The organism is Halomonas sp. ATBC28 (assembly GCF_005937175.1).
GTDB lineage: Bacteria > Pseudomonadota > Gammaproteobacteria > Pseudomonadales > Halomonadaceae > Vreelandella > Vreelandella titanicae.
Genome location: NZ_VCQL01000003.1, coordinates 108,628 through 133,372, shown reverse-complemented (window position 1 = coordinate 133,372; position 24,745 = coordinate 108,628). Strand labels below are relative to the sequence as shown.

General features: G+C 53.6%; 21 protein-coding genes. 15 read left to right on the top strand and 6 right to left on the bottom strand.

Features of this window, described 5'->3' with window-relative positions; translation table 11 throughout:
- The first annotated feature begins 197 nt into the window (after nucleotides 1–197).
- The gene (locus E0L35_RS04280; protein ID WP_022523620.1) at nucleotides 198–2,753 is read left to right on the top strand and encodes a glucose/quinate/shikimate family membrane-bound PQQ-dependent dehydrogenase; all 2,556 of its coding nucleotides are present in this window, start codon (nucleotides 198–200) and stop codon (nucleotides 2,751–2,753) included.
- Nucleotides 2,754–2,846: 93 nt separating this feature from the next.
- On the opposite strand, the gene E0L35_RS04275 is transcribed toward E0L35_RS04280, so the two are convergent.
- Nucleotides 2,847–4,910 carry a TonB-dependent receptor gene (locus E0L35_RS04275; RefSeq protein WP_138799713.1) on the bottom strand — a complete coding sequence of 688 codons (2,064 nt, stop codon included), beginning with the start codon at nucleotides 4,908–4,910 and terminating at the stop codon, nucleotides 2,847–2,849.
- A 154-nt stretch (nucleotides 4,911–5,064) separates the two neighbouring features.
- Between E0L35_RS04275 and E0L35_RS04270 the strand changes: the two genes are divergently transcribed.
- The 6 genes from E0L35_RS04270 to E0L35_RS04245 all read left to right on the top strand — a co-directional run bounded on the left by E0L35_RS04270 (nucleotide 5,065) and on the right by E0L35_RS04245 (nucleotide 10,476).
- The gene (locus E0L35_RS04270) at nucleotides 5,065–5,238 is read left to right on the top strand and encodes a YqaE/Pmp3 family membrane protein (protein ID WP_009722289.1); all 174 of its coding nucleotides are present in this window, start codon (nucleotides 5,065–5,067) and stop codon (nucleotides 5,236–5,238) included.
- Nucleotides 5,239–5,430: 192 nt separating this feature from the next.
- The gene (locus tag E0L35_RS04265; RefSeq protein ID WP_022523622.1) at nucleotides 5,431–6,408 is read left to right on the top strand and encodes a GlxA family transcriptional regulator; all 978 of its coding nucleotides are present in this window, start codon (nucleotides 5,431–5,433) and stop codon (nucleotides 6,406–6,408) included.
- A gap of 183 nt (nucleotides 6,409–6,591) precedes the next feature.
- The gene (locus E0L35_RS04260; protein WP_022523623.1) at nucleotides 6,592–7,578 is read left to right on the top strand and encodes a TRAP transporter substrate-binding protein; all 987 of its coding nucleotides are present in this window, start codon (nucleotides 6,592–6,594) and stop codon (nucleotides 7,576–7,578) included.
- A gap of 60 nt (nucleotides 7,579–7,638) precedes the next feature.
- A complete protein-coding gene (locus tag E0L35_RS04255) occupies nucleotides 7,639–8,136 on the top strand; it encodes a TRAP transporter small permease (RefSeq protein WP_022523624.1) in 498 nt (165 codons plus the stop codon).
- The gene (locus E0L35_RS04250) at nucleotides 8,133–9,413 is read left to right on the top strand and encodes a TRAP transporter large permease (protein ID WP_138799712.1); all 1,281 of its coding nucleotides are present in this window, start codon (nucleotides 8,133–8,135) and stop codon (nucleotides 9,411–9,413) included. The genes E0L35_RS04255 and E0L35_RS04250 overlap by 4 nt, the downstream gene beginning before the upstream one ends.
- A gap of 46 nt (nucleotides 9,414–9,459) precedes the next feature.
- Nucleotides 9,460–10,476, top strand: coding sequence for a proline racemase family protein (locus E0L35_RS04245; protein WP_138799711.1), 1,017 nt, complete (start codon nucleotides 9,460–9,462; stop codon nucleotides 10,474–10,476).
- Nucleotides 10,477–10,520: 44 nt separating this feature from the next.
- Here E0L35_RS04245 and E0L35_RS04240 read toward each other — a convergent pair whose 3' ends face one another.
- Nucleotides 10,521–11,783, bottom strand: a complete 1,263-nt coding sequence (locus E0L35_RS04240) for a dicarboxylate/amino acid:cation symporter (protein ID WP_138799710.1) — start codon at nucleotides 11,781–11,783, stop codon at nucleotides 10,521–10,523.
- Nucleotides 11,784–11,846: 63 nt separating this feature from the next.
- Nucleotides 11,847–12,791, bottom strand: a complete 945-nt coding sequence (locus tag E0L35_RS04235) for an AraC family transcriptional regulator (RefSeq protein WP_138799709.1) — start codon at nucleotides 12,789–12,791, stop codon at nucleotides 11,847–11,849.
- Nucleotides 12,792–13,001: 210 nt separating this feature from the next.
- On the opposite strand from E0L35_RS04235, the gene E0L35_RS04230 reads away from it, so the two are divergent.
- Entirely contained in the window at nucleotides 13,002–13,742 is a 741-nt protein-coding gene (locus E0L35_RS04230; RefSeq protein WP_022523629.1) for an SDR family oxidoreductase, read from the top strand.
- 404 nt (nucleotides 13,743–14,146) lie between these two features.
- Complete coding sequence (locus tag E0L35_RS04225) at nucleotides 14,147–14,353, top strand: cold-shock protein (protein ID WP_007111402.1); 207 nt, start codon at nucleotides 14,147–14,149, stop codon at nucleotides 14,351–14,353.
- Between the two features lie 139 nt (nucleotides 14,354–14,492).
- Here E0L35_RS04225 and E0L35_RS04220 read toward each other — a convergent pair whose 3' ends face one another.
- Both E0L35_RS04220 and E0L35_RS04215 read right to left on the bottom strand, forming a co-directional pair.
- Nucleotides 14,493–15,359, bottom strand: a complete 867-nt coding sequence (locus E0L35_RS04220; RefSeq protein WP_138799708.1) for a putative RNA methyltransferase — start codon at nucleotides 15,357–15,359, stop codon at nucleotides 14,493–14,495.
- Between the two features lie 36 nt (nucleotides 15,360–15,395).
- Nucleotides 15,396–16,325, bottom strand: coding sequence for a DMT family transporter (locus E0L35_RS04215; RefSeq protein ID WP_138799707.1), 930 nt, complete (start codon nucleotides 16,323–16,325; stop codon nucleotides 15,396–15,398).
- A gap of 97 nt (nucleotides 16,326–16,422) precedes the next feature.
- On the opposite strand from E0L35_RS04215, the gene E0L35_RS04210 reads away from it, so the two are divergent.
- On the top strand, nucleotides 16,423–17,358 hold the full coding sequence (locus tag E0L35_RS04210; RefSeq protein WP_138799706.1) for a LysR substrate-binding domain-containing protein: 936 nt from the start codon (nucleotides 16,423–16,425) through the stop codon (nucleotides 17,356–17,358).
- A gap of 39 nt (nucleotides 17,359–17,397) precedes the next feature.
- On the opposite strand, the gene E0L35_RS04205 is transcribed toward E0L35_RS04210, so the two are convergent.
- Complete coding sequence (locus E0L35_RS04205) at nucleotides 17,398–18,135, bottom strand: helix-turn-helix transcriptional regulator (protein ID WP_138799705.1); 738 nt, start codon at nucleotides 18,133–18,135, stop codon at nucleotides 17,398–17,400.
- Nucleotides 18,136–18,294: 159 nt separating this feature from the next.
- On the opposite strand from E0L35_RS04205, the gene E0L35_RS04200 reads away from it, so the two are divergent.
- From E0L35_RS04200 to E0L35_RS04185, 5 genes are all read left to right on the top strand, one after another.
- Nucleotides 18,295–21,768, top strand: coding sequence for an acyl-[ACP]--phospholipid O-acyltransferase (locus E0L35_RS04200; RefSeq protein ID WP_138799704.1), 3,474 nt, complete (start codon nucleotides 18,295–18,297; stop codon nucleotides 21,766–21,768).
- Nucleotides 21,769–22,000: 232 nt separating this feature from the next.
- Nucleotides 22,001–22,345 (top strand): DUF952 domain-containing protein, encoded by a 345-nt coding sequence (locus E0L35_RS04195; protein ID WP_138799703.1) that lies wholly within the window; start codon nucleotides 22,001–22,003, stop codon nucleotides 22,343–22,345.
- Between the two features lie 340 nt (nucleotides 22,346–22,685).
- Complete coding sequence (locus E0L35_RS04190) at nucleotides 22,686–23,933, top strand: flavin monoamine oxidase family protein (RefSeq protein WP_212751657.1); 1,248 nt, start codon at nucleotides 22,686–22,688, stop codon at nucleotides 23,931–23,933.
- The gene (locus tag E0L35_RS26435; protein ID WP_212751656.1) at nucleotides 23,903–24,271 is read left to right on the top strand and encodes an FAD-dependent oxidoreductase; all 369 of its coding nucleotides are present in this window, start codon (nucleotides 23,903–23,905) and stop codon (nucleotides 24,269–24,271) included. Before E0L35_RS04190 ends, E0L35_RS26435 begins: the two co-directional genes overlap by 31 nt.
- A gap of 13 nt (nucleotides 24,272–24,284) precedes the next feature.
- Nucleotides 24,285–24,686, top strand: a complete 402-nt coding sequence (locus E0L35_RS04185) for a cytochrome c (RefSeq protein WP_138799702.1) — start codon at nucleotides 24,285–24,287, stop codon at nucleotides 24,684–24,686.
- Nucleotides 24,687–24,745: the final 59 nt, after the last annotated feature.

Genomic DNA, 24,745 nt, shown 5'->3' with positions numbered 1-24,745 from the left:
AGAAAAAAACATCAAATCGTTAGACCAATAGCGAATTGATTATTAAAATCATCCACCATAGCGGTGTGTTTTAACCCATCGGCGCCGCCGATGGGTTAAAGCGCGTTGCGGGTTCGCCGCTTGGCACTTATTGCTTGAATTTAGGGTTTAAGCGGCATGCATTAACGTATTAAGTACGTTTCACTAGGGGAAATCTCATGGAAGAAAGCACGCGCGCTCACAGTAAATGGCCAGCTATTATAGTTGGCCTGCTACTATTTATTATCGGCTTGGTGCTTGCTTTTGGCGGCAGCAAGCTCGTCAGCGTAGGCGGCAGCGCCTACTACCTAATTGCCGGGCTTAGCATTATTGCTTGCGGCATTCTATTTGCCCTGCGCAAAGGCGCCGCTCTGTGGCTCTACGCGCTGATTCTTTTTGCCACATTAGTGTGGGCTCTGTGGGAGGTTGGTCTCGACTGGTGGCAGTTAGTGCCTCGCGTTGCCATTCTCTGTTTAATAGGTATTCTGCTGCTCCTGCCCTGGTGGCGTAAGCCACTACACTCAAAAGGCGGCAGTCTGGCGCTTGTTGGCAGCATTACTGCCGCTGTTATCGTGGCCATTGCCAGCCAGTTTAACGATCCCGGTACTATCGAAGGGTCGCTAGCCGCTAACAACCAATCAACGACCGATAGCGTAAACCCTGCCCAAGTGGCGGGCGATGATTGGCCCGCCTATGGCGGCACCAATGCAGGCACCCACTACTCTTCCCTTGATCAAATTACGCCGGAAAACATCGGCGAGCTTGAAGAGGTATGGCGGATTCAAACCGGTGACAAAGCGGGCCCCAATGCGCCCCCGGAGATCACCAATCAAAATACCCCGCTGAAAGTGAATGACAGCCTGTATATCTGTACCTCTCACAGCCGGGCAATGGCGCTGTCACCCGAGACCGGTGAAACCCTCTGGGCATTTGACCCCGAGATCAGCACCATGGGGGCGGATGACTTTTCTGGCTGGGCACATATGACCTGCCGCGGCCTCGCCTACTATGACGCCGCAAACTATTCTACTGACACTAATGACTCTGCAACCGATAGCACAGAAGTGACGAACAGTGACGCTGCCCCGAACAGTGCAACGGCACTCTCTTTTGATATCTTCGATGACAGCGATATTTTCAGTCTGGATCTCTCCTTCTTGTCACTGCTGTTTGGTGTTGAAGAAGAAAACGGCGCCCCGCAGCAACCCATGCTCAGCGAGACCGACGTCATGTGCCCACGCAGGCTCTACCTACCCACGGCGGATGCACGCTTGATTGCGCTGAATGCGGATACGGGTGAGCGGTGTGCCAGTTTTGGTAATAACGGAGAAATCGATCTCACCAACAATATTGGCGATTTCTCACCGGGCGGTTACTACTCCACCTCCCCTGCGACGGTAACCGAAAATCTGGTTATTCTGGGCGGCCACGTCACCGACAACAGTTCCATTGACGAGCCCTCAGGCGTTATTCGTGCCTTTGATGTGCATACCGGCGAGCTGGTATGGAACTGGGATAGCGGTAATCCCGACGACACCGACCCGCTACCAGAAGGCGAAACCTACACCCGCGGCTCCCCCAACGTATGGGCACCGATCAGCGTTGATGAAGAGCTAGGCCTGGTTTACCTGCCAATGGGTAACGCCACGCCTGACCAGTATGGCGCTGACCGCACCGAGAACGATGAAACCTACAGCGCGGGTCTAGTGGCACTCAACCTGGAAGATGGTCAGGTTGAGTGGGTTTACCAGTTCGTACACCACGACCTATGGGATATGGACTCACCTGCGCAACCGGTACTGATTGACCTGGCCACTAGTGATGGCACCCAGCCCGCGGTTATTCAGCCGACCAAGCAGGGCAGCCTATATGTATTGAACCGTGAAACCGGTGAACCGATTGTGCCCATTGAAGAGGTTCCTGCACCTCAGGGCGCCGTGGAAGGCGACTGGACCGCCGAGACTCAGCCGCGTTCAGCGCTTAACCTGCTGCCACCGCCGCTCACCGAGCGCGACATGTGGGGCGCTTCACCGTTTGATCAAATGATGTGCCGTATTCAGTTCAACTCTTTGCGCTACGAGGGCCAATACACGCCACCTTCGCTGGAAGGCAGTATTGTTTATCCAGGTAATGTCGGTGTAATGAACTGGGGTGGTGTGGCCGTTGATCCCGAGCGCCAAGCGCTCTTCACTGGCGCTAAATACCTGGCGTTTGTGTCTACGTTAATTCCTCGTGAAGAGGTAGAAGAAGGCCAAGGCTCTGCCAGCGAACAGGGTTTACAAGCCAATGAAGGCGCACCTTATGCCGTTGAGCTTGGCCCGCTGCTTTCAGTGCTCGGCCTGCCCTGCCAAGCGCCCTCCTGGGGCGATGTAGCCGGTATCGATCTGCAAAGTAACGAGGTGGTGTGGAAGCACCGCAATGGCACCACACGCGACAGCATGCCGTTTGATCTACCGATTGGCTTGAACGTCGGCGTTCCTGCACTAGGCGGCCCGCTGACGACGGCTGGCGGGGTGTCGTTCTTAAGCGGCACGCTGGATCAGTACCTGCGCGGCTACGACATCACTACTGGCGAAGAGCTGTTTAAAGCACGCCTGCCAGCAGGTGGCCAAGCCACGCCGATGACCTACACCGGCCAGGATGGCCGTCAGTATGTGGTCGTCACGGCGGGTGGACACGGCACCTTTGGCACCAAGATGGGCGATTACGTGATTGGTTACGCTCTGCCTGAGTAAACGGCTAACTTAGCGTTATCACCCACGAGAACGGGCGGCCTCAGCAATAATGAATGAGCGCCGCCCGTTTTTATTTACTTGCAGTATTTCGACTTAAAAGCGTACTTCTAAACCGCCATACACACTGCGCCCCGGAGCAGGTTCATAGAAGCGACCAAAGGTGCCGTTCAAGCGCACGTTGGCGTAGTGCTCTTCATCTAAGAGATTGCGCACGCCCACATACGCATTTAGCCGTGTATCGCTTCCCAACTGCCAACCATCACCCACCCGCAGGTTCACTAGCCAGTAGCTATCGACTTCTGTCTCATTGGCGTTGTCCGCCACCATATCGCCCACGTACTGGGTTTCCAGCGTGGCAAAGCGCTCATCCAGACCCTGCCAAGTGAGTTGATTGACCCAGGTTTGCTCGGGCAGGCCAGGAATGCGATTCCCGCCAAAGCTTTCAGTTGGTGTAGCAAATTGATCAAACTCATAGCTCGCCAGCGTAACGGCGCTATTCAACCGCCATTGGTCGGCCAACTGCCAGCCCAGCGCCAGCTCGATACCGTCGCGGTCGGTGTCGCCTGCGTTTTGGTAGAAGGTGCGACCGCCGTCATCATACGGCACGAGCTCGTCACGCACGCGCACCGAAAATAGCGCCAGATCGTAATCCATGGCCAGTGGTTCAACGTAGCCCCGCAGCCCCACTTCACGATTCCAGGCTTTTTGCGGCGACACCGACGGGTTAAAACCACCGCCCGCCGGATTGGCAAACTCGGAGAACGTAGGCGTTTCAAACGCCGTACCAGTATTGATATAGGCTTGATGCTGCGGACGATAACGGTAACTTAACCCCGCCGAACCGCTCCACTCATTGAAGGTCTGGTCACCGCTTTGATCGCCATCGTCCTGATAGCGATCATCTACTTCTAGCTCCACTCGGTCAAAGCGTGCGCCAAGCGAGAGCGTTACCTGCTCGGTCAGCGCTAAATCGCCCTGGGCAAATACCCCAGCGGAGGTCGCCGTTTGGGTCTCTTCCGCCAACTGCTCGCCGACCACACCTTGGCCATTTACCGCATTACGAAAGCGCTCGTCGTCTTGACGCGCCACATCGACACCGGTGATATAGCTCAGCGGCAGGCTGCCCAAGCTGACTTCATGATGATACTCAGCACTCGCGCCCAGATAATCACGCTGGTAGCCGATACGGCTATCGCCCACGTAGGGTAGCTGCTGCTCAAAATCACGCTGCGCAACAAAGCCTTTTAAATAGAACTCACCAGGGCCGGCGGATAAATCTTCGTACTGTAAGCCAAGAAGCTGCTGATCTACGTTCTGTCCTGCATCCAACGCCAATGAGTTTGGCGCTGCTTGATCACGGCCACTGGCCACTTCACGCGCGTTCAGCGCGCCAGGGTCTTCGGAACGGGGATTTTCAAGCAGGTTGATAATCGCGGTTAACGCCCGATCACTGCCTAACTCTCGGCGCAGTTTGGCATTCAGCAGGTATTTCTCCGTAGAGCTCTGTTCCCGATAACCATCCACATTGAGTGCCGAAAAGCTCACATGGTGCGACCAATCACCCTGGGCTCCACCGGTTTGTACGACCGCCTTACGGTAGCCATCACTGCCCACCTCGGTTCGCACGCTTGAGCCAGGGTTATCGCGGCCATCGGCGGTGGTCACATCAATTACCCCACCCGCCGCGTTGCCGTAAAGTACCGAAGAGGGCCCGCGGATAACTTCGATGCGCTCAGCGCTGTCCAGATCAATGGCATCTAACTGTGCCTGGCCATCGGGTAACGTATACGGAATGCCATCCACCATCACGGTAATACCGCGAACGCCAAACGGCGCCCGAGCGCCGAAGCCGCGAATGGAGATTCGCTGGCCTTGGGCAAAGTTATCGCGGTTTTGCAAAAACATGCCAGGCACTCGCACTAACGCCTCATCCAGCCGTGTGCGCTGCTGTCCCTGAGCAATCGCCTCACGGTCGAGCGTTGAAACCGCAGCGGGCGTGGCGTAAAGCTCTCGCGATAGTCGTGGCGCTGTGACTTGCAGTGTGGCTAGCGTGTTATCAGTTGTCGGGCTCTCTTGCGCCCAGCTTTGGCCTGCGCCAAGACAGCTTAATAAACAAAAAGACGTGGTGGTTACTTTTAATGGCACTTTGATGAACACGGAGTCCCTCCCAAACAGCGTAGAGCGGAAATAAATGGCGGAATTGAACGATTGCCTACTTGGCCAGTCACAGGAAATTAGCCAAGGCATGGATAAATAAGTTGATCGTGCCTACACTTGTACAAGTTACACCAATGAAAGCAAAGGAGGCTTCATGGCGTTTACAGCGACTGATCCAATCAAGATGATTTTTGCCGTAATACTTCCCCCACTCGGCGTATTTTTTGAGGTCGGTTTTAAAGGGCATTTCTGGCTGAATATTATTCTAACGCTATTTGGCTTCGTACCGGGCATTATTCATGCGTTTTATGTGATATTGAAGCACTGATACCCGAGAGCAGTAGATTGCTTTAACTAAACAGGCGTCTCTATGTAGGGGCGCCTGTTTGGGTTCAAATGGGATCGTTATCGATGACCACTATGCGTATGGATATGCGTAAAGTCCGGCCATGGCACCTTAGGCTGGCTCAGGGCATACTCTAAGGAGTCGTGCCCACTCACCATCAAGAGCCTCGCCCCTATGCCATTGGGCCATCAACCGCCTCTGCGCGTCGGATTTATCCTACTCCCGCTATTTACCATGAATGCCTTTGCAGGGTTCATCGATTCATTGCGCTTGGCTGCCGACAAGGGTGGCCGAAGCAGGCAAATCCACTGTAGCTGGCAGATCATGGGGCCCGGCCCAATCACCTCCAGCTGCGGCTTGGAGGCCCACCCACAAACACCATATCGTGAACCGGGTGAATTCACTCATATTGCCGTTTGTGGTGGTAATGACTATCTCAATCCCCACGAAGATCAGGCACTGAGTCAATATCTCAAGGAAGCGCATAGCAAAGGAGTGAAACTTGTCGGTGTATGTACTGGCACATTTGCCATTGCCCGTGCAGGCCTGCTGAGAGGCCAACGGGTATGTGTGCACTGGAACGTAATCAATGATTTTCGCCAACAGTTTCCCAAAATCGATGCCACTCCCGATCGAATATTTCTGGAATCCGCCAGGGTAATCACTTGTGCAGGCTCGTCAGGTGCAACGGATATGGCCCTGCACCTGATTCATCGCACATGTGGCCCCGAGAAGGCCCAGCAGGCGGTTCGTCACATGATCTTAAACGGCATGCGTACGTCCAACTCTCCACAAACACACTTTTTTGAAGCCATCCATGAAATTCGCGATGAGCGAGTCCGGGTAGCCGTACTCACCATGGAGCAATCGCTGAATACCCGTCTAAGTGCTTGTGACCTGGCCAAGCGGATCAATTTAAGCCCCCGACAGCTTGATCGACTCTTTCGTCAAGAACTGGGAATCACACCTATGCGCTACTTCAAAATCATGCGCCTGCGCTATGCAGACTGGCTACTCCACCATACCGACAGCTCAATTGCCGATATTGCCGCTGACTGCGGTTTCTCCGATGCCGCTCACCTCGCCCGAGACTTTCATGCGCATTTCGCTTGTAGCCCAGGCCAGTCACGCCGTCAGGAAAAACGTTTGTAGCTCTTCGTTAGCCGCCTGCTGTCATGATTTTCAAACAGTTACTACGTGCGCAATCCGTCCAAAAAATTCAATTTTCTGTCTCTTTTATTCTATAAATCATGGTGGCGCAGACCTACTCTAGAGACACGTGATCGTAAAGGTCCGTGACATGACTCCCGCAAAAACAACCTCCGGAGCGTCACCATGAAAGCACTTTCCTCCGTACGATATATTGCTTCCTTCGCCCTAGGGCTCGGTTTGGCAGGCCAGGTAGCTGCCGCCGAGCTAGAGCTTCGAGCGGCGACCATTGGAAGCCAGCAAGGCATCCAGATGGCGGGGTTGAATGCCCTAGCCGCACACGTGGCAGAAGCGACCAATAACAGTGCCGACATAAAACTTTTTCATTCTGGTTCACTTGGCGATCAAGTCAGCAATATAGAAGCAATAGATACACGCTTGTTAGATATCGCCACTATTGAAACGCCGATTACTACCATTGATGAGGATATGGGTATTCTTTCACTTCCCTATCTATTTCGAGACAGGGAGCATGTGAGCAATGTCCTGAGCGGTGAAATCGGTCAAGAATTAAAAGACAAGCTTCAAAAGCAAGGCTACCGTGTTATCGGTTTTTATGAAGGAGGTTTCCGTCATATTACCAACAATAGTCATGCCATTGAAAAACCTGAGGATCTTGACGGGTTAAGAATCCGTACCCCTGGCAGCCGCCAGCGTGTCGAGATGTTTAATGCCTATGGCGCTAACGCTTCCCCGCTGCCTTATCCAGAACTTTACTCCGCCCTTCAGACCGGTGTCTTCGATGGCCAAGAAAATCCTCTCGTCGAAGTAGAGGCCAGCCGCTTTTACGAAGTACAGGATTACCTTTCACTCTCTGGGCATGTTTACACCGTCGGCTTCCTGCTGATGAACGAGTCACGTTTCCAGGATCTTGATGCCAGCGTTCAGCAAGCTCTACTCGAGGGTGGCGAACAGGCCTTCGAGGCAACGGTTAACTTTGGAGAACAAGCGGATCAGAGCGTCGTGGAGCTTGTAAAAGAGAACGGCATGGAAGTGAACGAGGTAGACACTGACGCCTTCATAGCAGCCTCTCAACCTCTATGGGACTCCTTTACCGAAGGACTGTCACAAGAGGCACGTGACATGGTGCAACGCATCGCCGACCTCCCCTAACGACAGAGCACACTTCCCGGCGGGCACTTCCTGCCCGTCGCTACTCCCGGGAGCACTACCATGCTTGATCGTTTTTTTGAAGCGGTCGCGGCACTGCTGTTGGCTGCCATTACTCTCCTGGCAATAGCGGCAGTGGCTGCGCGCTACATCCTGAATGCCTCGCTATCGTGGAGCGCCGAAGTCTTAGTGGGTCTGCTGGTCTACATTACCTTTTTCTGCGGTTATCTGGCACTCAGGCAAGGCGCTCACCTACGTATTGATGTTATCGCTGCCTTACTTCCCTATCGCGGTCAATGGGTATTGTTCTTTATCAACCAGACACTGATAGGGCTGGTCTGCGTCATCATGATCGTGTGGGGCTTGGAACAAACACTCACCTTTTCCAACCGTACAACGCTGATGCTAGGTGCACCTCAGTGGCTTTTCTACTCCGCCGTGCCTATCTCCGGCGCGGGCATGTTGCTGGAATTGGTTCGCCAGTGTGTCGTTGCCGCCAAGGCAAAGATACCGCCCTATGAAGCCGCTCGAAGAGCCGCTCTGGAGGAGTCAGAGCTATGATTCTACTCGTCATACTACTTGCACTTCTGGCTCTGATTGGGCTGGCCATGCCAATCGCCTTCGCCTTGACACTTGTTTCTATCGGCGTACTCGCTTTTTCCGGTGTCGATATGCTCGTGCTGGTACAGCGCCTATACCGAGGTACCGAGTCCTTTCCGCTATTGGCTGTTCCGCTGTTCATTCTAGCGGGCCAGATAATGAACCACAGCGGTATTTCAGCACGGCTTGTCGATCTGGCTCGTTCCATGGTGGGGGCCATACGGGGTGGGCTGGCGGCGGTCAATATCTTGACCTCCATGTTCTTTGCAGGCATGAGCGGCACCTCCATGTCAGATACGGCCGCCGTGGGCGGTGTGATGATCCCCCAGATGGTCAAACGGGGTTACTCCGCACCCTTTACTGCCGCCGTGACTGCCTCCTCCTCCACTATTGGCATCATCATTCCTCCCAGCGTGCCCATGGTATTATTGAGTGCCTATATGGGACTTTCGACAGGGGCGTTATTTGCTGCCGGTCTAGTCTCAGGGCTCCTCATTGCCATAGGACTCATGCTGATGGCGTGGTGGATATCGGTGAAACGCCAATATCCTATCGAAGCTGCATTTTCGATCAGGCAACTGGGCAGTAGCTTGGTCAGTGCATTCCCGGCCCTGCTAATGCCAGTCATCATCCTCGGCGGTATCCTCGGCGGCATTTTCACACCGACCGAAGCCTCCGCCGTGGCAGTCGCTTATGGCATCTTCGCTGGTATGGTGCTTTATCGTTCGCTTTCACTACGTGCGCTTTATCGTGCCCTGGTTGAGAGTGCCGTGTTGACCGGTGCGGTCATGTTTGTGACGGCAGCGGCACATACACTCGGCTACACCTTCACTTACCAAAGTCTCGGGCAGCTAGTTCTCGGGCCGATCGCAGCTCTGGATATGGGCCCCATCGGCTTTCTACTGATTTTGAGCATCGTCTTGATTATTGCCGGTACCTTCCTCGATGGCATCGCGATGATGTTCATAGTGGTGCCACTGTTCCTGCCCAGTGTTCAATTGCTAGGCATAGACCCTCTCCAGTTCGCCATGGTGGTCATTCTTTGCTGGGGTATTGGCCAGCAGACGCCTCCGGTCGGGGCCGCCTTGTTTATTACGAGCGTGATTTCACGTGTCGATATCATCCGCATTACCTACGCCAACCTACCGTTCATTGCCGTGATGTTCGCAGTGCTGCTCGCCGTGATTGTCTGGCCTGCTGGCATGGTCATGAGCGTACCCCGCTGGTTTGGTCTTTAACCCAAGACTAATAACCCAACCGCACAGCCCACAGGAAGAAGCAACCATGAAAAACCAACAGTTCCTTGACGTTATCTATACCCATACGGAAGGCGAGCCAACCTGCATCGTGCATGCTGGCATTCCCTACCCGTATGGCAGCAACATTCTATCCAAACGCGCTTATTTGAAAGAGCATCACGACCATGTCCGCACTAGCCTGATGCGTGAGCCCCGCGGCCACCAGCACATGTTTGGTGTTTTTCTAACCCCACCTTCCGATGAGCATCATGACGCTGGCATGCTATGGATGGATGGCGAACAGTTCGTCGACATGTGTGGTCACGGCACCATAGCCCTTTCCATGGCGATGGTTTCTCACCGCTTGGCGCCACCAGCACAAGAAGACGGCATGACACGCATCCGTTTTGAAACTACCGCTGGCACCGTCGTCTCGGAGGTCAAAGCCGATGCCGACAAAGTGCATTGGACTCGCTTTGAAAATGTGCCCGCCTTCGTGATGGAGCAGGACATTCCTGTTGACGTTCCGGGGCTGGGTACACTAAAGGCTGACCTGGTATTTGGTGGCAACTTCTTCGCTATCATTCGCATTCCATCTGACAAGCAACCCATCTGCCCCGAAAATGGCAGTTATTTTTCGATGGCGGGAGAGGCGGTCAAGGCAGAATTGAATAAACGCATGACGATTCGTCACCCCGTACATGCTCACATCAATGGTCTAAATTTCGTTACGTTCTGGCATGAGGGAACGCAGCCAGATTCACTTTACCGCAACGTCCATGTGTTCTCAGGCGGCAAGCTGGATCGCTCGCCTGGTGGCACTGGAACCAGCGCCATGATGGCCATGTTTCACGCACGAAATGAACTGGAAGAGAACAAGGAAATCTACTCGGAAGGCCTGCTGGGAAGCGGCCGTTTCACGGGCAAAATATTGGGTGAAACCGAAATTGGTGGTTATTCTGCCATTCGTCCAAGCGTGCAAGGTACCGCTGAACTGATCGGTTATGCCAAATGGCTGATTGATGAGAGAGACCCCGTGGGTCGCGGCTTTATGATTGGTTAACGCGATCTCCCCCCTAAGTCGTTCTCAGGGGGGAGATAAACGCACTACCCTCTTACTGCCAAGCCCGCGTCTTCGACGGGCTCCTCTTGCAACTCCTCGCCTTCACTACGGGCTATCACGGAGGTGCCGACCAAGTCGCCTGTCACGTTCAGCGCAGTACACCCCATTCCCACCAGTGCATCGATAGCGGTGAGCAACGCGACGGTTTCAATTGGCAGGCCCACCTGAGCAAACACCGTGGCAATCATTATGATACCGGCCCCCGGCACCCCTGCCGTGCCCACCGACACTAGCGTGCCGATCAACACTATTTGCACCATGCTGATGAAATCCAGCGGTGCACCAATCACGTTGGCGGCAAACACCGCCGAGATGGCGATACGAATCGCCGCCCCATCCATATTTAAAGTAGCCCCTAACGGCAGACTAAAACCATAGATGCTTTTGGGAATTCCTAAGCGGTGGGCAGCATTAACCGTTAGCGGTAACGTACCCGAGCTGCTTTGGGTGGCAAACGCCGTGGCCATGGGCGTACGGGCTTCGCGAAAAAAGGTGCGCAGCTTCACGCCAAACAGCCGCATGATGCCGCAATAAATCAGCAGTTGAGTTGCCAGGGCGATATAAAGTACAACCACCATATCACCTAGTGAGAGTAGCGTTTCCAGTCCCTGCTGACTCACCGTTTCGGCGACAATCGCAAACACGCCGATGGGCACGTAGTGCAATACCCCCGACATTACTTTTAGAGTGACCTCATTTAGCGCTTCAATCACCCCATAAAGGCGTTCCCCCATGGCATGCTGGCGCTCCGACTGGCGCATTTTTAGCAGCGCAATGCCAAACACCAGCGCCGTAAAAATAATGCCCAACATGTTGAGTTCGGCAAACGCACCAATAATATTATCCGGCACTATATTCAGCAGCGTATCGACAACGCCTGGATTCTCGGGCACCGAGAAACTGGCACTCTCATCCAACGTCATACCGCTGCCGGGACTAAACAACGTGGCAACCGCTAAGCCCACCATGATCGCCAGCGCTGAAGAGGTAAGGTAATAACCAAACACCTTGCCGCCCACGCGGCCAGCTCTTCCCTCCCGGGACTGATTCACCCCCACCATCAGCGTAAACAGTACAATGGGGACAATCAGAAAAGTAAGCAGCCGTAGCAGCAGGTCACCCAGCGGCGCTAGCCAGACAGCCACTGTCTCACCACCAATAAGCCCAACGACAACGCCCAGAACAAGCGCAACAGTGACGCGTAAAATCAACGATGCCTGAGCATAGGCCTTCCATATACGAGTCATTTGCGTCCCTACAGATTTGAAGAAGTTGGTAGGTCTAATTTGATAAGCGTACATCACACTCTATTAGTGTGGCACAGCGATATCTACCAGGTGAGTAGGCGGCAATAAATCAAGGCTTGCCTTCATGGTGCGCACCTCCTCCGCTGGTGGGCGGCCAAAGAAGCGCTTGAATTCACGACTAAACTGGGAGGGGCTTTCATAGCCCACTCGGCTAGCGGCCGCGGCAGCCGTCAACCCATCACGTATCATTAACAGCCTAGCATGGTGCAAGCGGGTGGATTTAATGTACTGGATAGGTGAGGTCTGGGTGACCGCCTTGAAGTGTACGTGAAAGGCTGGCGCACTCATGCCAGCTTCATTCGCCAGGCTTGCTACTTCCAGCGCATCGGCATAGTTAGCATGAATACGGTTGAGCGCCTTAGCAATTTTACCAAATTGCCCATAATGGGAGAGCGCTGTTCGAACACTACCGCCCTGCTCTCCCGTCAATACCCGATAGCAGATCTCCCTGACAATAAGAGGGGCAAGAATATGCGCATCCGTTGGTGAGGTAAGCGCATTCAATAAACGTAATGTCGCATCTGCCAGCGGCTCTTCCAGCGGGCTTGAAAGCATGCCGCGCGGCGCCTCAAACCCATACTCGCCTGACGCCTCCAACATCGTCACCAATTCGGCGATTACCACCGCATCCAGGCGGATAGCAATACCCAGCATTGGCTCGTCAGGGCTGGCTTCTGTTTCCGAAGTAAACGGCAAGGGTACTGATAGCACCAAATAGCGCTGCGCATCGTAGATATACACCTCATCTCCCAAATAGCCACGCTTTCGGCCTTGGCAGATGATGACGATACTCGGCTCGTAGAGCACAGAGGTGTTTTTAAGCGGGCGATTGGAACGCATAAAGCGTACGCCGTCCAATAGCGACTGGGTATACCCCTCGTGTGGTGCGAGTTGGTATAAGCATTCGACGATATTGCTGTAAACCACAGAATCGCTCTTCAGTGTCATGTTAACCACCTTGGTCATGCGTGCCGCACCTGAATCAACCCTAAGAGCCAATAACACCATAAGAGCAATATACATGCTGTGTTGCTTGCCTCGCCGCCCACCTTTAACAAACAAATAGGATTAGGCAAGCATGCAATAGGATCGCCTATACAGATGCCAGCCGCAGCAGCTTAATCTTCTCTGGGTACCCACCACCCTTAGGATTATCCAATGACTGCTTTAACAACCCCATCTTCCAAAGTCGTTTTACTGACCGGTGCCAGCAGCGGCATCGGTGAAGCCACTGCTCGCTGGCTTGCAGGTCAAGGGCACCGTTTGATTATTGGCGCACGCCGAACTGATCGGTTGGAAGCATTGACCCACTCCCTTCGCGAAGAGGGCGGCAGCGTGGATTTCCAGGCGCTGGATGTCACCGACCTTAAAGACATGCAGGCGTTTGCGGATTTCGCGATCAAAACCCACGGCCGCATAGATGTCATCGTCAACAACGCGGGCGTCATGCCCCTATCGCCTTTGGCAGCGCTCAAAGTAGATGAGTGGAACCGCATGATCGATGTCAACATTCGCGGCGTACTCAATGGTATCGCCGCTGTTCTGCCTACTATGCAGGCCCAGGAAAGTGGCCAGGTGATCAACATCTCCTCCATCGGTGGCCTCACTGTTATGCCCACCGCAGCAGTCTATTGCGCCACTAAATATGCGGTGCGCGCTATTTCCGATGGGCTACGTCAGGAAACCGACAAGATACGCGTGACCTGTGTCTACCCCGGGGTAGTGGAATCAGAGCTGGCCAATACCATCACCGACTCTGAAACCGCAAAGGCAATCGACCTTTTCCGCCAAATTGCCCTCAAGCCCGAAGCGATCGCCTCCGCCATTGCGCATGCCATCAACCAGCCCGATGACGTGGATACCAGCGATATCGTCGTACGGCCTACGGCGAGTCACTAACTGCGCGTCAGGTGCTGTCCGAGCTTTTGGCCAAACGTAAACATTAGCACGAGCGATATTCATGTAAGAAAACAAGCTTCCCATTTACTGGAAACGTGCCCTGATGGTCGCTGGCATTATCACTATTTTCCAGCGACCACCTCTAATAGAGGCTCTCACTGCGCCCCATAGGCAAGACAATCCAGAAAGGCTTTGACACGCGCTACAATTCATGACAATGTAGCGCCAGTTGGTTAGCAAGCAAGCATGGTTTCAGAAGTGTACGAAAAAGATTTAGAAATGTACGAGATAGACGTGTACAAAATCTTTCGGCAAGACTGTAATTGTATTCCTTGTTTTATCCGCTATTAATCTGGGTGATACCAGGAACTTTACAAAGCGCTTTGCGCGAAAGGATTTTTACTATGTCTACTGGCACAGTTAAGTGGTTCAACGATACTAAAGGCTTCGGTTTTATTGCTCCTTCTGACGGCGGCGATGACCTGTTTGCCCATTTCTCTGAAATTCAAGCAGACGGCTTCAAAACCCTGCAAGAAGGCGCTAACGTTTCTTTTGACGTTACCCAGGGTAAGAAAGGCCTCCAAGCTTCAAACATCAAGCAAATTTCCTAAGCCCTAGCGCTTAAGAATTTGCTCGAACCTTCTAAGGTTCGGATAACAAGGCCCGCTTATGCGGGCCTTGTTGCGTTTGGGCATATTAAAACTGCGCGTTTAGAGCAGACTAAAGGGAAGCTGCGTTTGCACTACCCTTCTATATTCGCATGTACATCACTATTCGCACATCCACCGTCACCACCAGCACCTCAAGTGCCGCTGCGCGATCACGCCCCTCAGAGCTAGTTCGGTAAAGATGCGGCGTCATCGCCAACAGATCGGCAATTTCCTCACTTCCGTTTAGTGCAATTGAGTAGCTTACCCTCTCGCTGCCATGGTGAATAAAGCCATCGGGCACTACCGTCTCACTCACACGCTCAGCTTTTAACGTGGGGTAGATAATCTCCCGCAGCTCCCTCAAGTGATTAGGCCCCGCTTCAACCTGCAGTAGTACGCCACCGGTTTTCAACACACGAGCAAACTCGCTTACCACTGGAAAGCCAAACAGACACAGCACGCTATCCAACGTTCCCGTCTGCACCGGCAAGTGTGCATTACTCCCCACGACCCAGCTGCTTAGCGGTGCCTGCTTAGCATCCTGTTTTGCTGCGGCCAATACCGCCCATTTAGAGATATCCAGCCCCATCAGTGAAAGTGGCTGCGCGTTAGTCGCCGCGTCAGCTAATTGGCGAAGGTAATAACCTTCACCGCAGCCCGCATCCAGGCAGCTAAAAGGCAGTCTGTCTGCCTTTTGAACCTCGGCATGGCCCAACACAGCATGACTGGCTGCCTCCGCAATGGGTTGATAGTACCCCGCGTTAAGAAAACGCTGGCGAGCAGCTACCATCGCCTTGCTATCACCCGGATCGTGGGAACGCTTTTGCTGCACAGGTAGTAAATTAACGTAGCCCTGCTTAGCAATATCAAAGCTGTGACCATCAGAGCATCGCCAAACACTATCCGACCAACTGAGTGGTTTTCCGTCTAGCGGGCACGCCAGTGCTTGAAAAGGGGTGATGCTCATATCGGTGTCTTCGCAAAGGTAGATGGGTGCATGCGTTTAGCGAGTCACCAGAATGATGCCAACTAAAATAACGCCACCGCCAATTATAAAATTAATACTCAGCGGCTCATTGAGCAGCAGTGTACCAAACAGAATACCGAAAAGCGGCGCCAAGAAAGAAAACACGCCTAACTGCGAAGCGCGGTAGCGGCGCAGCAAGGTAAACCATAACAGCAGCGCAGCAAACGAAATGATCAGCGTCTGAAAACCAAGGCTGGCTAACGCCATTGGGGTAAACTGCGCGCTCATTAGCTGCCCGGATATAGCCGCCACCGGCAGGAGCAACAACGCCGTCACGCTCAGTTGATAGCTCAGAGTGAGCTCTGCTGGCGCCTCAGAAAGCGAAGTCTTGCGGATCACGACGGTCGTGGCCGCCCATGAGAGGCCAGCGAGCAAGCCCAGCGTATCCCCAATAAGAATCTCGGTGCTGTAAGCACCGCTTGGCGCCATGGCAACCACCATTCCCAGAAATGCCAAGCCAACGCCCCACCACTGGCGAATGGAGAGCTGCTCGCCAGGTACCCAAAGATGCAAACCCAGGGCAGCGAAGATGGGCGCAGTATACAGAAACACCGACATGTGGGACGCCAAGGTATAGGTTAATCCCCAGGCGATAAAAGCGAACTCAGCCGCAAATCCCAGGCCCACCAGCAACCCAGGGCCCCAATGATGCCCCACATCCGCCCAGCGAATACCGCGCCAATAAGCCAGCCCGCCGACCAGACACACCGCCAAAGCCGAGCGCAGGGCCATCTGCACCACGGGTGAGATATCCTCAGCCACACCCTTGATCGCCACCTGCTGAAAACCCAACACTAGGCAAAATAGCAGCATCAACGATGCTGCCGCTGCGTCCACTGACTTTCGCTGCGATCGACCAACCATGCAGACAGTGTGGTTGGTGGAGGCTATTCTTTGATTACTCATTGCGGGCTCCTATAACATATAGGTGCCCATTGCAGCAGTAAGCGTCATTGCATACAAACGATTACTTATCGGCCCTAGGCTTAGGAAAACTCACGCTATGAGAATAGAAAGGCTACCGCTGAATGCATTGCGCGCGTTTGCCGAGGCCGTGCGAGAAAATAGCTTCAAAGCCGCCGCTTATCGCCTCGGGGTGACGCCTGGCGCCGTTAGCCGACAGGTCAAACAGTTGGAAGGCCACTTAGGCGTGGTGCTGTTTGAGCGTCATGCCAATGGGGTATGCGTTACCGAAGCAGGCCGGGTACTGGCTGAAGATGTGCAGGCAGGCCTTTTGCGCATCGCCAGCGGTGTACAGAACGTCACCGAGCGCTCAGAAGAGGCTTTTCGATTGTTACTGAGTGCACCGCCCTCCTTTCTACAACTCTGGCTACTCCCCCGCTTACCCCGCTTTGAAGCTAATGAACGGCAAATAGAAATCTCTCTGGATGCCGAGGCGCGCTTAACGCCACCGCTGTGGTTGCCCAACAGGGCACGCTTATCATTGCGCTATGGCCAGGGCCCTTGGCCCGGTGTCACCAGCCTACGCCTGTTTGAAGACACGTTATTTCCGGTTTGTTCGCCCTCTCTATTAGCGCAGGCAAACATGCAAACCCCCGACGATTTGCTGGCACAGACACTGCTCACCGTGGATTGGTGCAGCCACGCAGGCCACCCCATTCCAAGCTGGAGCGATTGGTTTAAAAGCGCTGGGGTAGCGCTAACCAAGATGCCCAACCAGCGGCAATACTCGCTTTACAGCTTGGCTCTCGATCAGGCCATTGCCGGGCAAGGCGTGGTACTCGCCAGCTACCCACTGGTGGCTGACCGGCTAGCGAGCGGTGTATTGGTACGCCCTTTTGCGGAGCAGTATCCTCTCGCTTCTCCATTCGCCTACGAACTGATTCTACCTAGTAATGGAGAAGCGCCACCGGCGGTAGCTCGATTCACGGAGTGGCTTGAGCACGAAGCTGCCAGCTTTCGTGATACATCACTATAGCGGTGGCAGTCTCAACCTTTATTTCATCTACCTTCTTACTTAACCCTCACGCTTATAGCCTTGGAACAGCCCATACTGCCACTGCCGTACCGCCAGCACCGAGGTCGTGCCAAACCGCTGATGAATGGGTAGCCCACTCTCTCGTTCGCATAGCGCATGAAACTCTTTCGCCAAGCGTTGCATGGTCTGCTGCCATTCAGCATTTCCCGCAGGGGATAATAGTCCGTTAAGGACAATGAGTTTTTCGCTGTCACTATCAAAACGGGAACGGAAAAACTCGTTAGCGATATGCTGCTGAAAGAAACGCTGGATTGGCCCATCCGCTCGCCAGCGGAAATTAGCAGCGACCCGCCGCCGGATCCGGTTATCGGGAAGTAGCTCTATCAGCGTAAGCCGCTCAAGCTTCAGTAACTGCCGGATACACTCTGCTTCACTTAGCTGATACTGGTGATGAATTTCGTCGAAGCTATAGCCATTGATGACGCAGACAGCCACCAGAAACAGCTCACGGTCATCCACAATACTCTGCTCTTGGCCATGGGTTAGCTCCTGCAAACGCTGCTCGTCCGCTTGCATGGTCTGCACCAGTTCAGCGAATTCGATATTTAGCTGGTCGCAGATGCACTCTAGCCGCGATAGCGTAAAGTGCTTTTCTGCGAACAGGCGCTTCACGGAGGCCTCGCTCAGCGCCAACCACTGAGCGACATCGGCATAGGTTTTACCCTGAGCGCGGAGCTGGCGCTTTAGCGTTTCAATCAGCGAATCGGCTTGGGACATTGAAATCTCATCAGTGAAATGAAAGAACAGACAACATAAAAGTAGCAAATAACGATACCAACCAGCACCCATAACACAACTTTGTGCAAATGAGTTGCAACCAGTAAGCCTCACAGAGAAAGTGCTACGACTTCCAGGGATTAAGAAGGCTAAACAACGATGCATCGACTACTGCACTTGAAGGGCGCTTTGCCCTATTTGATCGCTATTTTCCTCAATGCCTTTGTGGATCTGGGCCACAAGATCGTCATTCAGAACACGATCTTCAAAAGTTACGATGGCGAAGCACAGGTCGTGCTCACCGCACTGGTCAATGGACTTATCCTGCTGCCGTTTATTTTACTGTTCAGCCCGGCGGGCCATGTAGCTGACAGCTACCCCAAGGTACGCATTCTGCGTACATCGGCCTGGGCCGCCGTCGTGGTCTCACTGGGCATCACCGCCGCTTACTACCAGGGCTGGTTCTGGTTGGCTTTTTCCATGACGCTGCTGCTGGCGATTCAATCAGCCTTTTACTCACCGGCCAAATACGGCCTGGTAAAAGGGCTATTCGGCAAGCCGCGCTTGGCGGAAGCCAACGGGCTGATCCAGGCCGTCACGATTGGAGCCATTCTGGCGGGCACCGTGGCGTTTACCGCGCTGTTTGAAACCTGGATTACCCCTGATGATCAAACCCCAGCGCAGCTGTTGCGCCAAATAGCCCCTCTGGGCTGGCTGCTGGTGCTCAATAGCGCCATCCAGGTGGTGGCGCTTTACCGCCTTCCGCTTGATAACACCACTCGGTCAGATATACCGCTGACCTGGCAGCGCTACATCAAGGGTGCTGCCTTGAAAGACAACCTGAGGATTATCGCTCGCCAGCCTGTCATCAGGCTCTCCATTATCGGCCTTGCCACCTTTTGGTCAGTGGGCCAAGTGCTGCTGGCGGCCTTTCCTGCTTATGCCAAAGATGCCCTGAGTATCGATAACACCTTAGTGCTTCAGGGAATTCTCGCCGCTAGCGGCATCGGAATTGCACTTGGCTCGCTATTCGCCAGCAAACTTTCCCACAACCGTATTGAAACCGGCTTGATCCCCGTAGGCGCTATTGGGGTGGCCGTGGGTTTATGGTGCTTGCCGCTGTTGACCACACCCGTTGGCCAAGCGCTGAACTTTGTGTTCATCGGCATCATGGGTGGGCTGTTCATCGTGCCGCTCAATGCGCTGATTCAGTTTCACGCCGCCGACAACGAGCTAGGCACCGTACTGGCCGCCAACAACTGGATTCAAAACATCGCCATGCTGGGCTTTTTGGTGCTCACAGCGCTGTTCGCGTTGGCGGGAGTGAATAGCCACTACCTGCTGCTACTTATCGCTACCGTGGCCATGGTGGGCGGTGGTTACACCATTGTTAAGCTACCCCAAAGCTTGGTGCGCTTTCTGTTGAGCTTCCTGCTGACACGCCGCTATCGCGTAGACGTCCATGGCTTACAGAACCTGCCCGCCCAGGGCGGCGTGCTGCTATTGGGCAACCATATCAGTTGGGTGGATTGGGCCATGGTACAGATCGCCAGCCCTCGACCGGTGCGTTTCGTGATGCTCAGATCGGTTTACCAGCGTTGGTACCTGCGCTGGTTCTTCAAAGCCTTGGGCTGTATTCCCATCGAGCGTGGCAGCGGTGCCGAAAAGGCCCTAGCCGGTGTTGCTGAACAGCTCAACGCAGGCGAAGTGGTGTGCCTGTTTCCTGAAGGGGCGATCAGCCGCACTGGTCAACTGGGCGAATTCCGCCGCGGTTACGAGCGTGCCTGTGACATGGCAAATCCAGACGTCAAAATTGTGCCCTTCTACCTGCGAGGCCTGTGGGGCAGCCAGTTCTCCCGATCTTCCAGCAAGCTTAAAGAGCTGCGCAATGCGCCTCTGCACCGCTCGGTAGTGGTCGCCTTTGGCAAGCCGCTGCCCAAGGACACCCCCGCCGATGTGCTAAAACGACGTATTTTTGAGCAGGCTACCCGCTCTTGGCAGCGGGCCATGGGCGAGCTCCCGAGCCTGCCTAACGCCTGGATTCAAAGCGTTAAGCGCCGCCCTAGCGAGCTTGCCCTGGCCGATACGCTGGGCCGCCCACTCAGCGCAAGCCAAGCGCTCACTGCCAGCCTGCTGATGGCAAAGCGTATTCGCAAGCTCAACCCAGGGCAGAACGTTGGCCTACTGCTACCTACCAGCAGCGCCGGGGTTATCGCCAATATGGCGACGCTGCTAGCGGGTAAAACGGTGGTGAATCTTAATTACACCGCCGACCACGAGGCGCTGACCTCTGCCCTTTCCCAGGCGGAAATCGCTACCGTCTTCACCTCACAGCGCTTTGTGAAGAAGCTCGAGCAGCGCGGGCTCGACGTTAGCCAATTGCTTCGCGAGAAGCAGGTGGTTCTTTTAGAAGACCTGCAGGCCACGATTGGCCGTGGCGAACGCTTGAGTATCTGGCTGGCGGTGAGAATACTGCCGACTTGGCTGCTACAGCGCTGCTTCTGCCACGGCCACGATGCCGACGCCACCGCCGCCATCCTGTTCTCCAGCGGAAGTGAAGGCGAACCCAAGGGCGTGATGTTGAGCCACCGCAACCTGATGGCCAATATCAAGCAGACCTCTGACGTGCTCAACACCCAGAGCAACGACGTTGTAATGGGCTCACTGCCGCTGTTCCACGCCTTTGGCCTTACGGTCACCCAGCTGCTACCGCTGATTGAAGGGCTGCCGTTGGTGTGCCACGCCGACCCCACCGATGCCCCCGGCATTGCGGGCGCTATTGCCAAGCACAAAGCCACTATCATGTTCGGCACCTCCAGCTTTTTAAGACTGTTTATACGCAGCTCAAAGGTGCATCCGTTAATGCTGGAGAGCTTGAGGGTGGTGGTTGCCGGAGCCGAGAAGCTCGACGAAAACGTGCGTAGCAGCTTTGCGCTGAAATTCCACAAGCCTATTTATGAAGGCTACGGTGCCACGGAAATCGCCCCAGTCGCCTCAGTGAATCTGCCCGACGCCATGGGCGTTCACTATCAACAGGTGCAGCGGGGCAGCAAAGCAGGCACCGTCGGTATGCCTTTGCCCGGCACCAGCTTCAAAATCGTCGACCCTGACAGCTTTGAAGAGCTGCCGACCGGTGAGGCCGGTATGATATTGATTAGCGGCCCGCAAATAATGCAGGGCTATCTCAATGACCCCAACCGCACGGCCAAGGCGCTCCACGTGATCGATGGCCACCGCTGGTACATAACAGGGGATAAAGGCTTTCTCGATGAAGATGGCTTCTTAACCCTGCTTGACCGCTACGCTCGCTTTGCCAAAATAGGCGGTGAAATGATCAGTCTCAGTGCCGTTGAAACGGCGGTTAAGGCGGCTCTGGAGGATACAGACACCGCGCTGATGGCAGTGAGTATTCCCGATAGCCGCAAGGGCGAGCGCATTGTGCTGCTTTCAGAAACAGCGTTAGACGCCAAAACCATCAAGGCCACTATGCTCGCTAACGGTACGCCACCCATGATGATCCCCAGCCATTGGTTTACGGTAGAGACCATCCCTCACCTTGGCTCTGGAAAAGCGGACTTTGCAGGGGCGAAACGTTTGGCCAAAGAACTGATAGAGGAAGAACTGAAGCATTAAAAGCTGATGTTGGAATGAGATACTGTACAGCAAAGCCCAAACTCAATGTGCGCTGTGCAGTATCGCGCTCTTCTTAATAAATCAGTTCTAAAATCAGCAGGCCGCTTAGCTTAGCCATTGCTCAATCAGCAGCATGACTCCATACCTGATATTACATCTTCAGCGCCACTTGACCTCAAGTTAACTTTAGGTTTTAGGCTACCTTAGTCGGAAAAAAACCACTGGAGCTCTTATGCGCTTATTCAGAGTCGTTAGTAAAACTATTTGGGATCAAACTCAGCAACTTGGCTATGTACCCCGCTGCGGAAACGATCATAAGCTCGACTGCGTTCATTTGAATGTTGAAGAAGCTGTTCTTTTTATCGCCAACAAATACTTCGTCTATGCAGAAGCACCGTTGGTGTTAGAGATTGATGATGCGCTATTTAGCGACCGTATTGAGTGGTTGCCACCCAGTGACGAGCAGCCCTGGCTGCAGCCGAGAGCACATATCGACAACCTGCCCCAAGCAGCCATCATCACCGCCACACCTCTTAGCTACCAAGAGGGGCTTTTTGGGTGGGGAGAAAATATCTAGAAGATTATGCGGAATATAAGGGAAATCAAAAGCAGATATCCGCTTATCAATACACCCTCTTTCGCACCAAAAAGGAGATCCCCCTAGAAATGCGCACTAAGTTGGACGTTTTTATCGGTGCGTGTTTCCTTAAAATCATGTATAAACTTTTACTTATATAATAAAAACAAAGGGTTAATTTAATTTGGCACATCACCTGCATACGTTCAGATATTACGTATATTGGCCGGATAATTAGAGCCCTGAAGATTAATTCAACGCAGCGCCTGCTGCAGTAGGACGACATCACGTTACTGAAAGGACTCTACTTGCCTGCCTATGACTTCATAGTGAGGTAGCAATGTCATTCAATCCAGAAGGTGTAACGCGTCGATCTTTTTTAGGCATGGTGGGCGCGGTGGCGGGAGCTGCGGCCATGTATTCCGCAATGAGCACAATGGGCTTTGCATCTCAGTCTAATTGGCGAGGGCGCTTAAACCTACAGGGAGCCCCTGACAATACCAATATATTAATCTTAGGGGCTGGCTTAGCCGGTATGACGGCAGCCTTTGAACTGCGCAACGCTGGTTATAATGTCAAAGTGCTGGAGTATCGCGATAAAGCAGGTGGCCGCTGCTGGACGTTACGCGGTGGAGATAGCTACACCGAGTTAGGCGGTTTTACCCAGCATATCGATTTTGCTGAAGGCAACTACTTAAATCCTGGCCCATGGCGAATCCCTTCGGATCACTTCGCCGTATTGGATTACTGCAAACGCTTTGGAGTGAAACTAGAACCCTTTATTCAGGTCAATTACAACGCTTACTTACACGACTCAGAAGCCTTTGATGGTCAGCCTCAACGCTTCAAGGAAGTGGCCACCGATTTCAGAGGTCACGTTGCAGAGCTACTTGCCAAAGTCGTTGATCAACAGGGGCTAGATGAGGCAGTTAGTGTTGAAGATGCAGAAAAGCTCGTTGCCGCACTTAAACGCTATGGCGCATTAAATGACAACTTAGATTATATAACGGGCAGCGAGTCCTCCACTTTCCGAGGTTGGAGTCACCCTGAAGGCGGCGGTGTTGATGGAAAGCCTGAGCCATCTCAGGTCAACTCACTCTCAGAAATACTAAACTCAACGTTATGGCGTAACCTTACCACTGGCGATAATTTGCACATGCAGTCCACCATTTTCCAGCCGGTGGGTGGAATGGACATGATTGCAAAAGGGTTTGAAGAACAGGTTGGCGAGCTGATTACCTACAACGCGAAAGTGACTCGCATACGCCACGAAGGCGACCAAGTAACCGCCTCTTGGATATCTGCCGATAGTGGTAGCAATGAGCAGACAGAAACGGCCGATTACTGTATCTGCACCATTCCGTTTTCCGTGCTTAGCCAGATTGACCATGACTTTTCACCTCGCATGAGCAAGATCATTGATTCAATGCCCTATGCATCAGCCTTCAAGGCTGGAATTGAGTTTAAGCGGCGCTTCTGGGAAGAGGACGAACATATCTATGGCGGCATTAGCTATACCAATCTTCCCATTACTTTAATTTCTTACCCCCCTACAACATGTTTAGCGATGGCCCAGGAGTCCTTTTAGCGGCTTACCCCTGGGGCGCCTACGCCTATCAATTTAACGCCCTCTCCCCCGAAGAACGTATCGACAAAGTGATGGAATACGGTTCGCAGATTCACCCTCAATATTACGATGAGTTCAAAACCGGCGCTTCAGTCGCATGGCATCGTGTTCCATGGACCTTAGGCTGCTATGGCCTGTGGCAAGACCGTGAAGCGGACTACCAGGATGCCACTGCAATGGATGGACGAACGCTAATGGCAGGTGAGCATATTTCGTATCTACCTGCGTGGATGGAAGGGGCCGTACTCTCCGCTCTGGATACAGTCGAACGCCTACATACCACCATTACTGAGATTTGAGGAGTCTGTGATTATGAAAATGCTATTCACATCAATGGCAGCACTCTTTCTCTCAATGCCGGCCATCGCCCAGGAGACCTCTATTGATATCACCACTTGGTTCGATGACCCTTCTACGTTAACTCAAACCGACGGGGCTTCCATCTATGCGGGCGTTTGCGCCGGTTGTCACATGCCCAATGGGCAAGGCGCCAAAGGGGCAGGAGAATATCCAGCGCTTGCTAACAATCCCAGCTTAATGGCGACCGCTTACCCTATCAGCCTTGTTATTCACGGACATAAAGCCATGCCCCCGCTAGGCGGCTTACTGGATGACGAGCAAGTTGCTTCGGTGGTGAACTTTATCCGCACCAACTTTGGTAATAACTACACTGATAACGAAGCCAGTACAGAACTGGTTAAGAACATGCGCTAAGGCTTTTCGCTAAGCCTTAAGCAACGCAAAACGCGTTCTTACTCCCAAAAGGAAATATA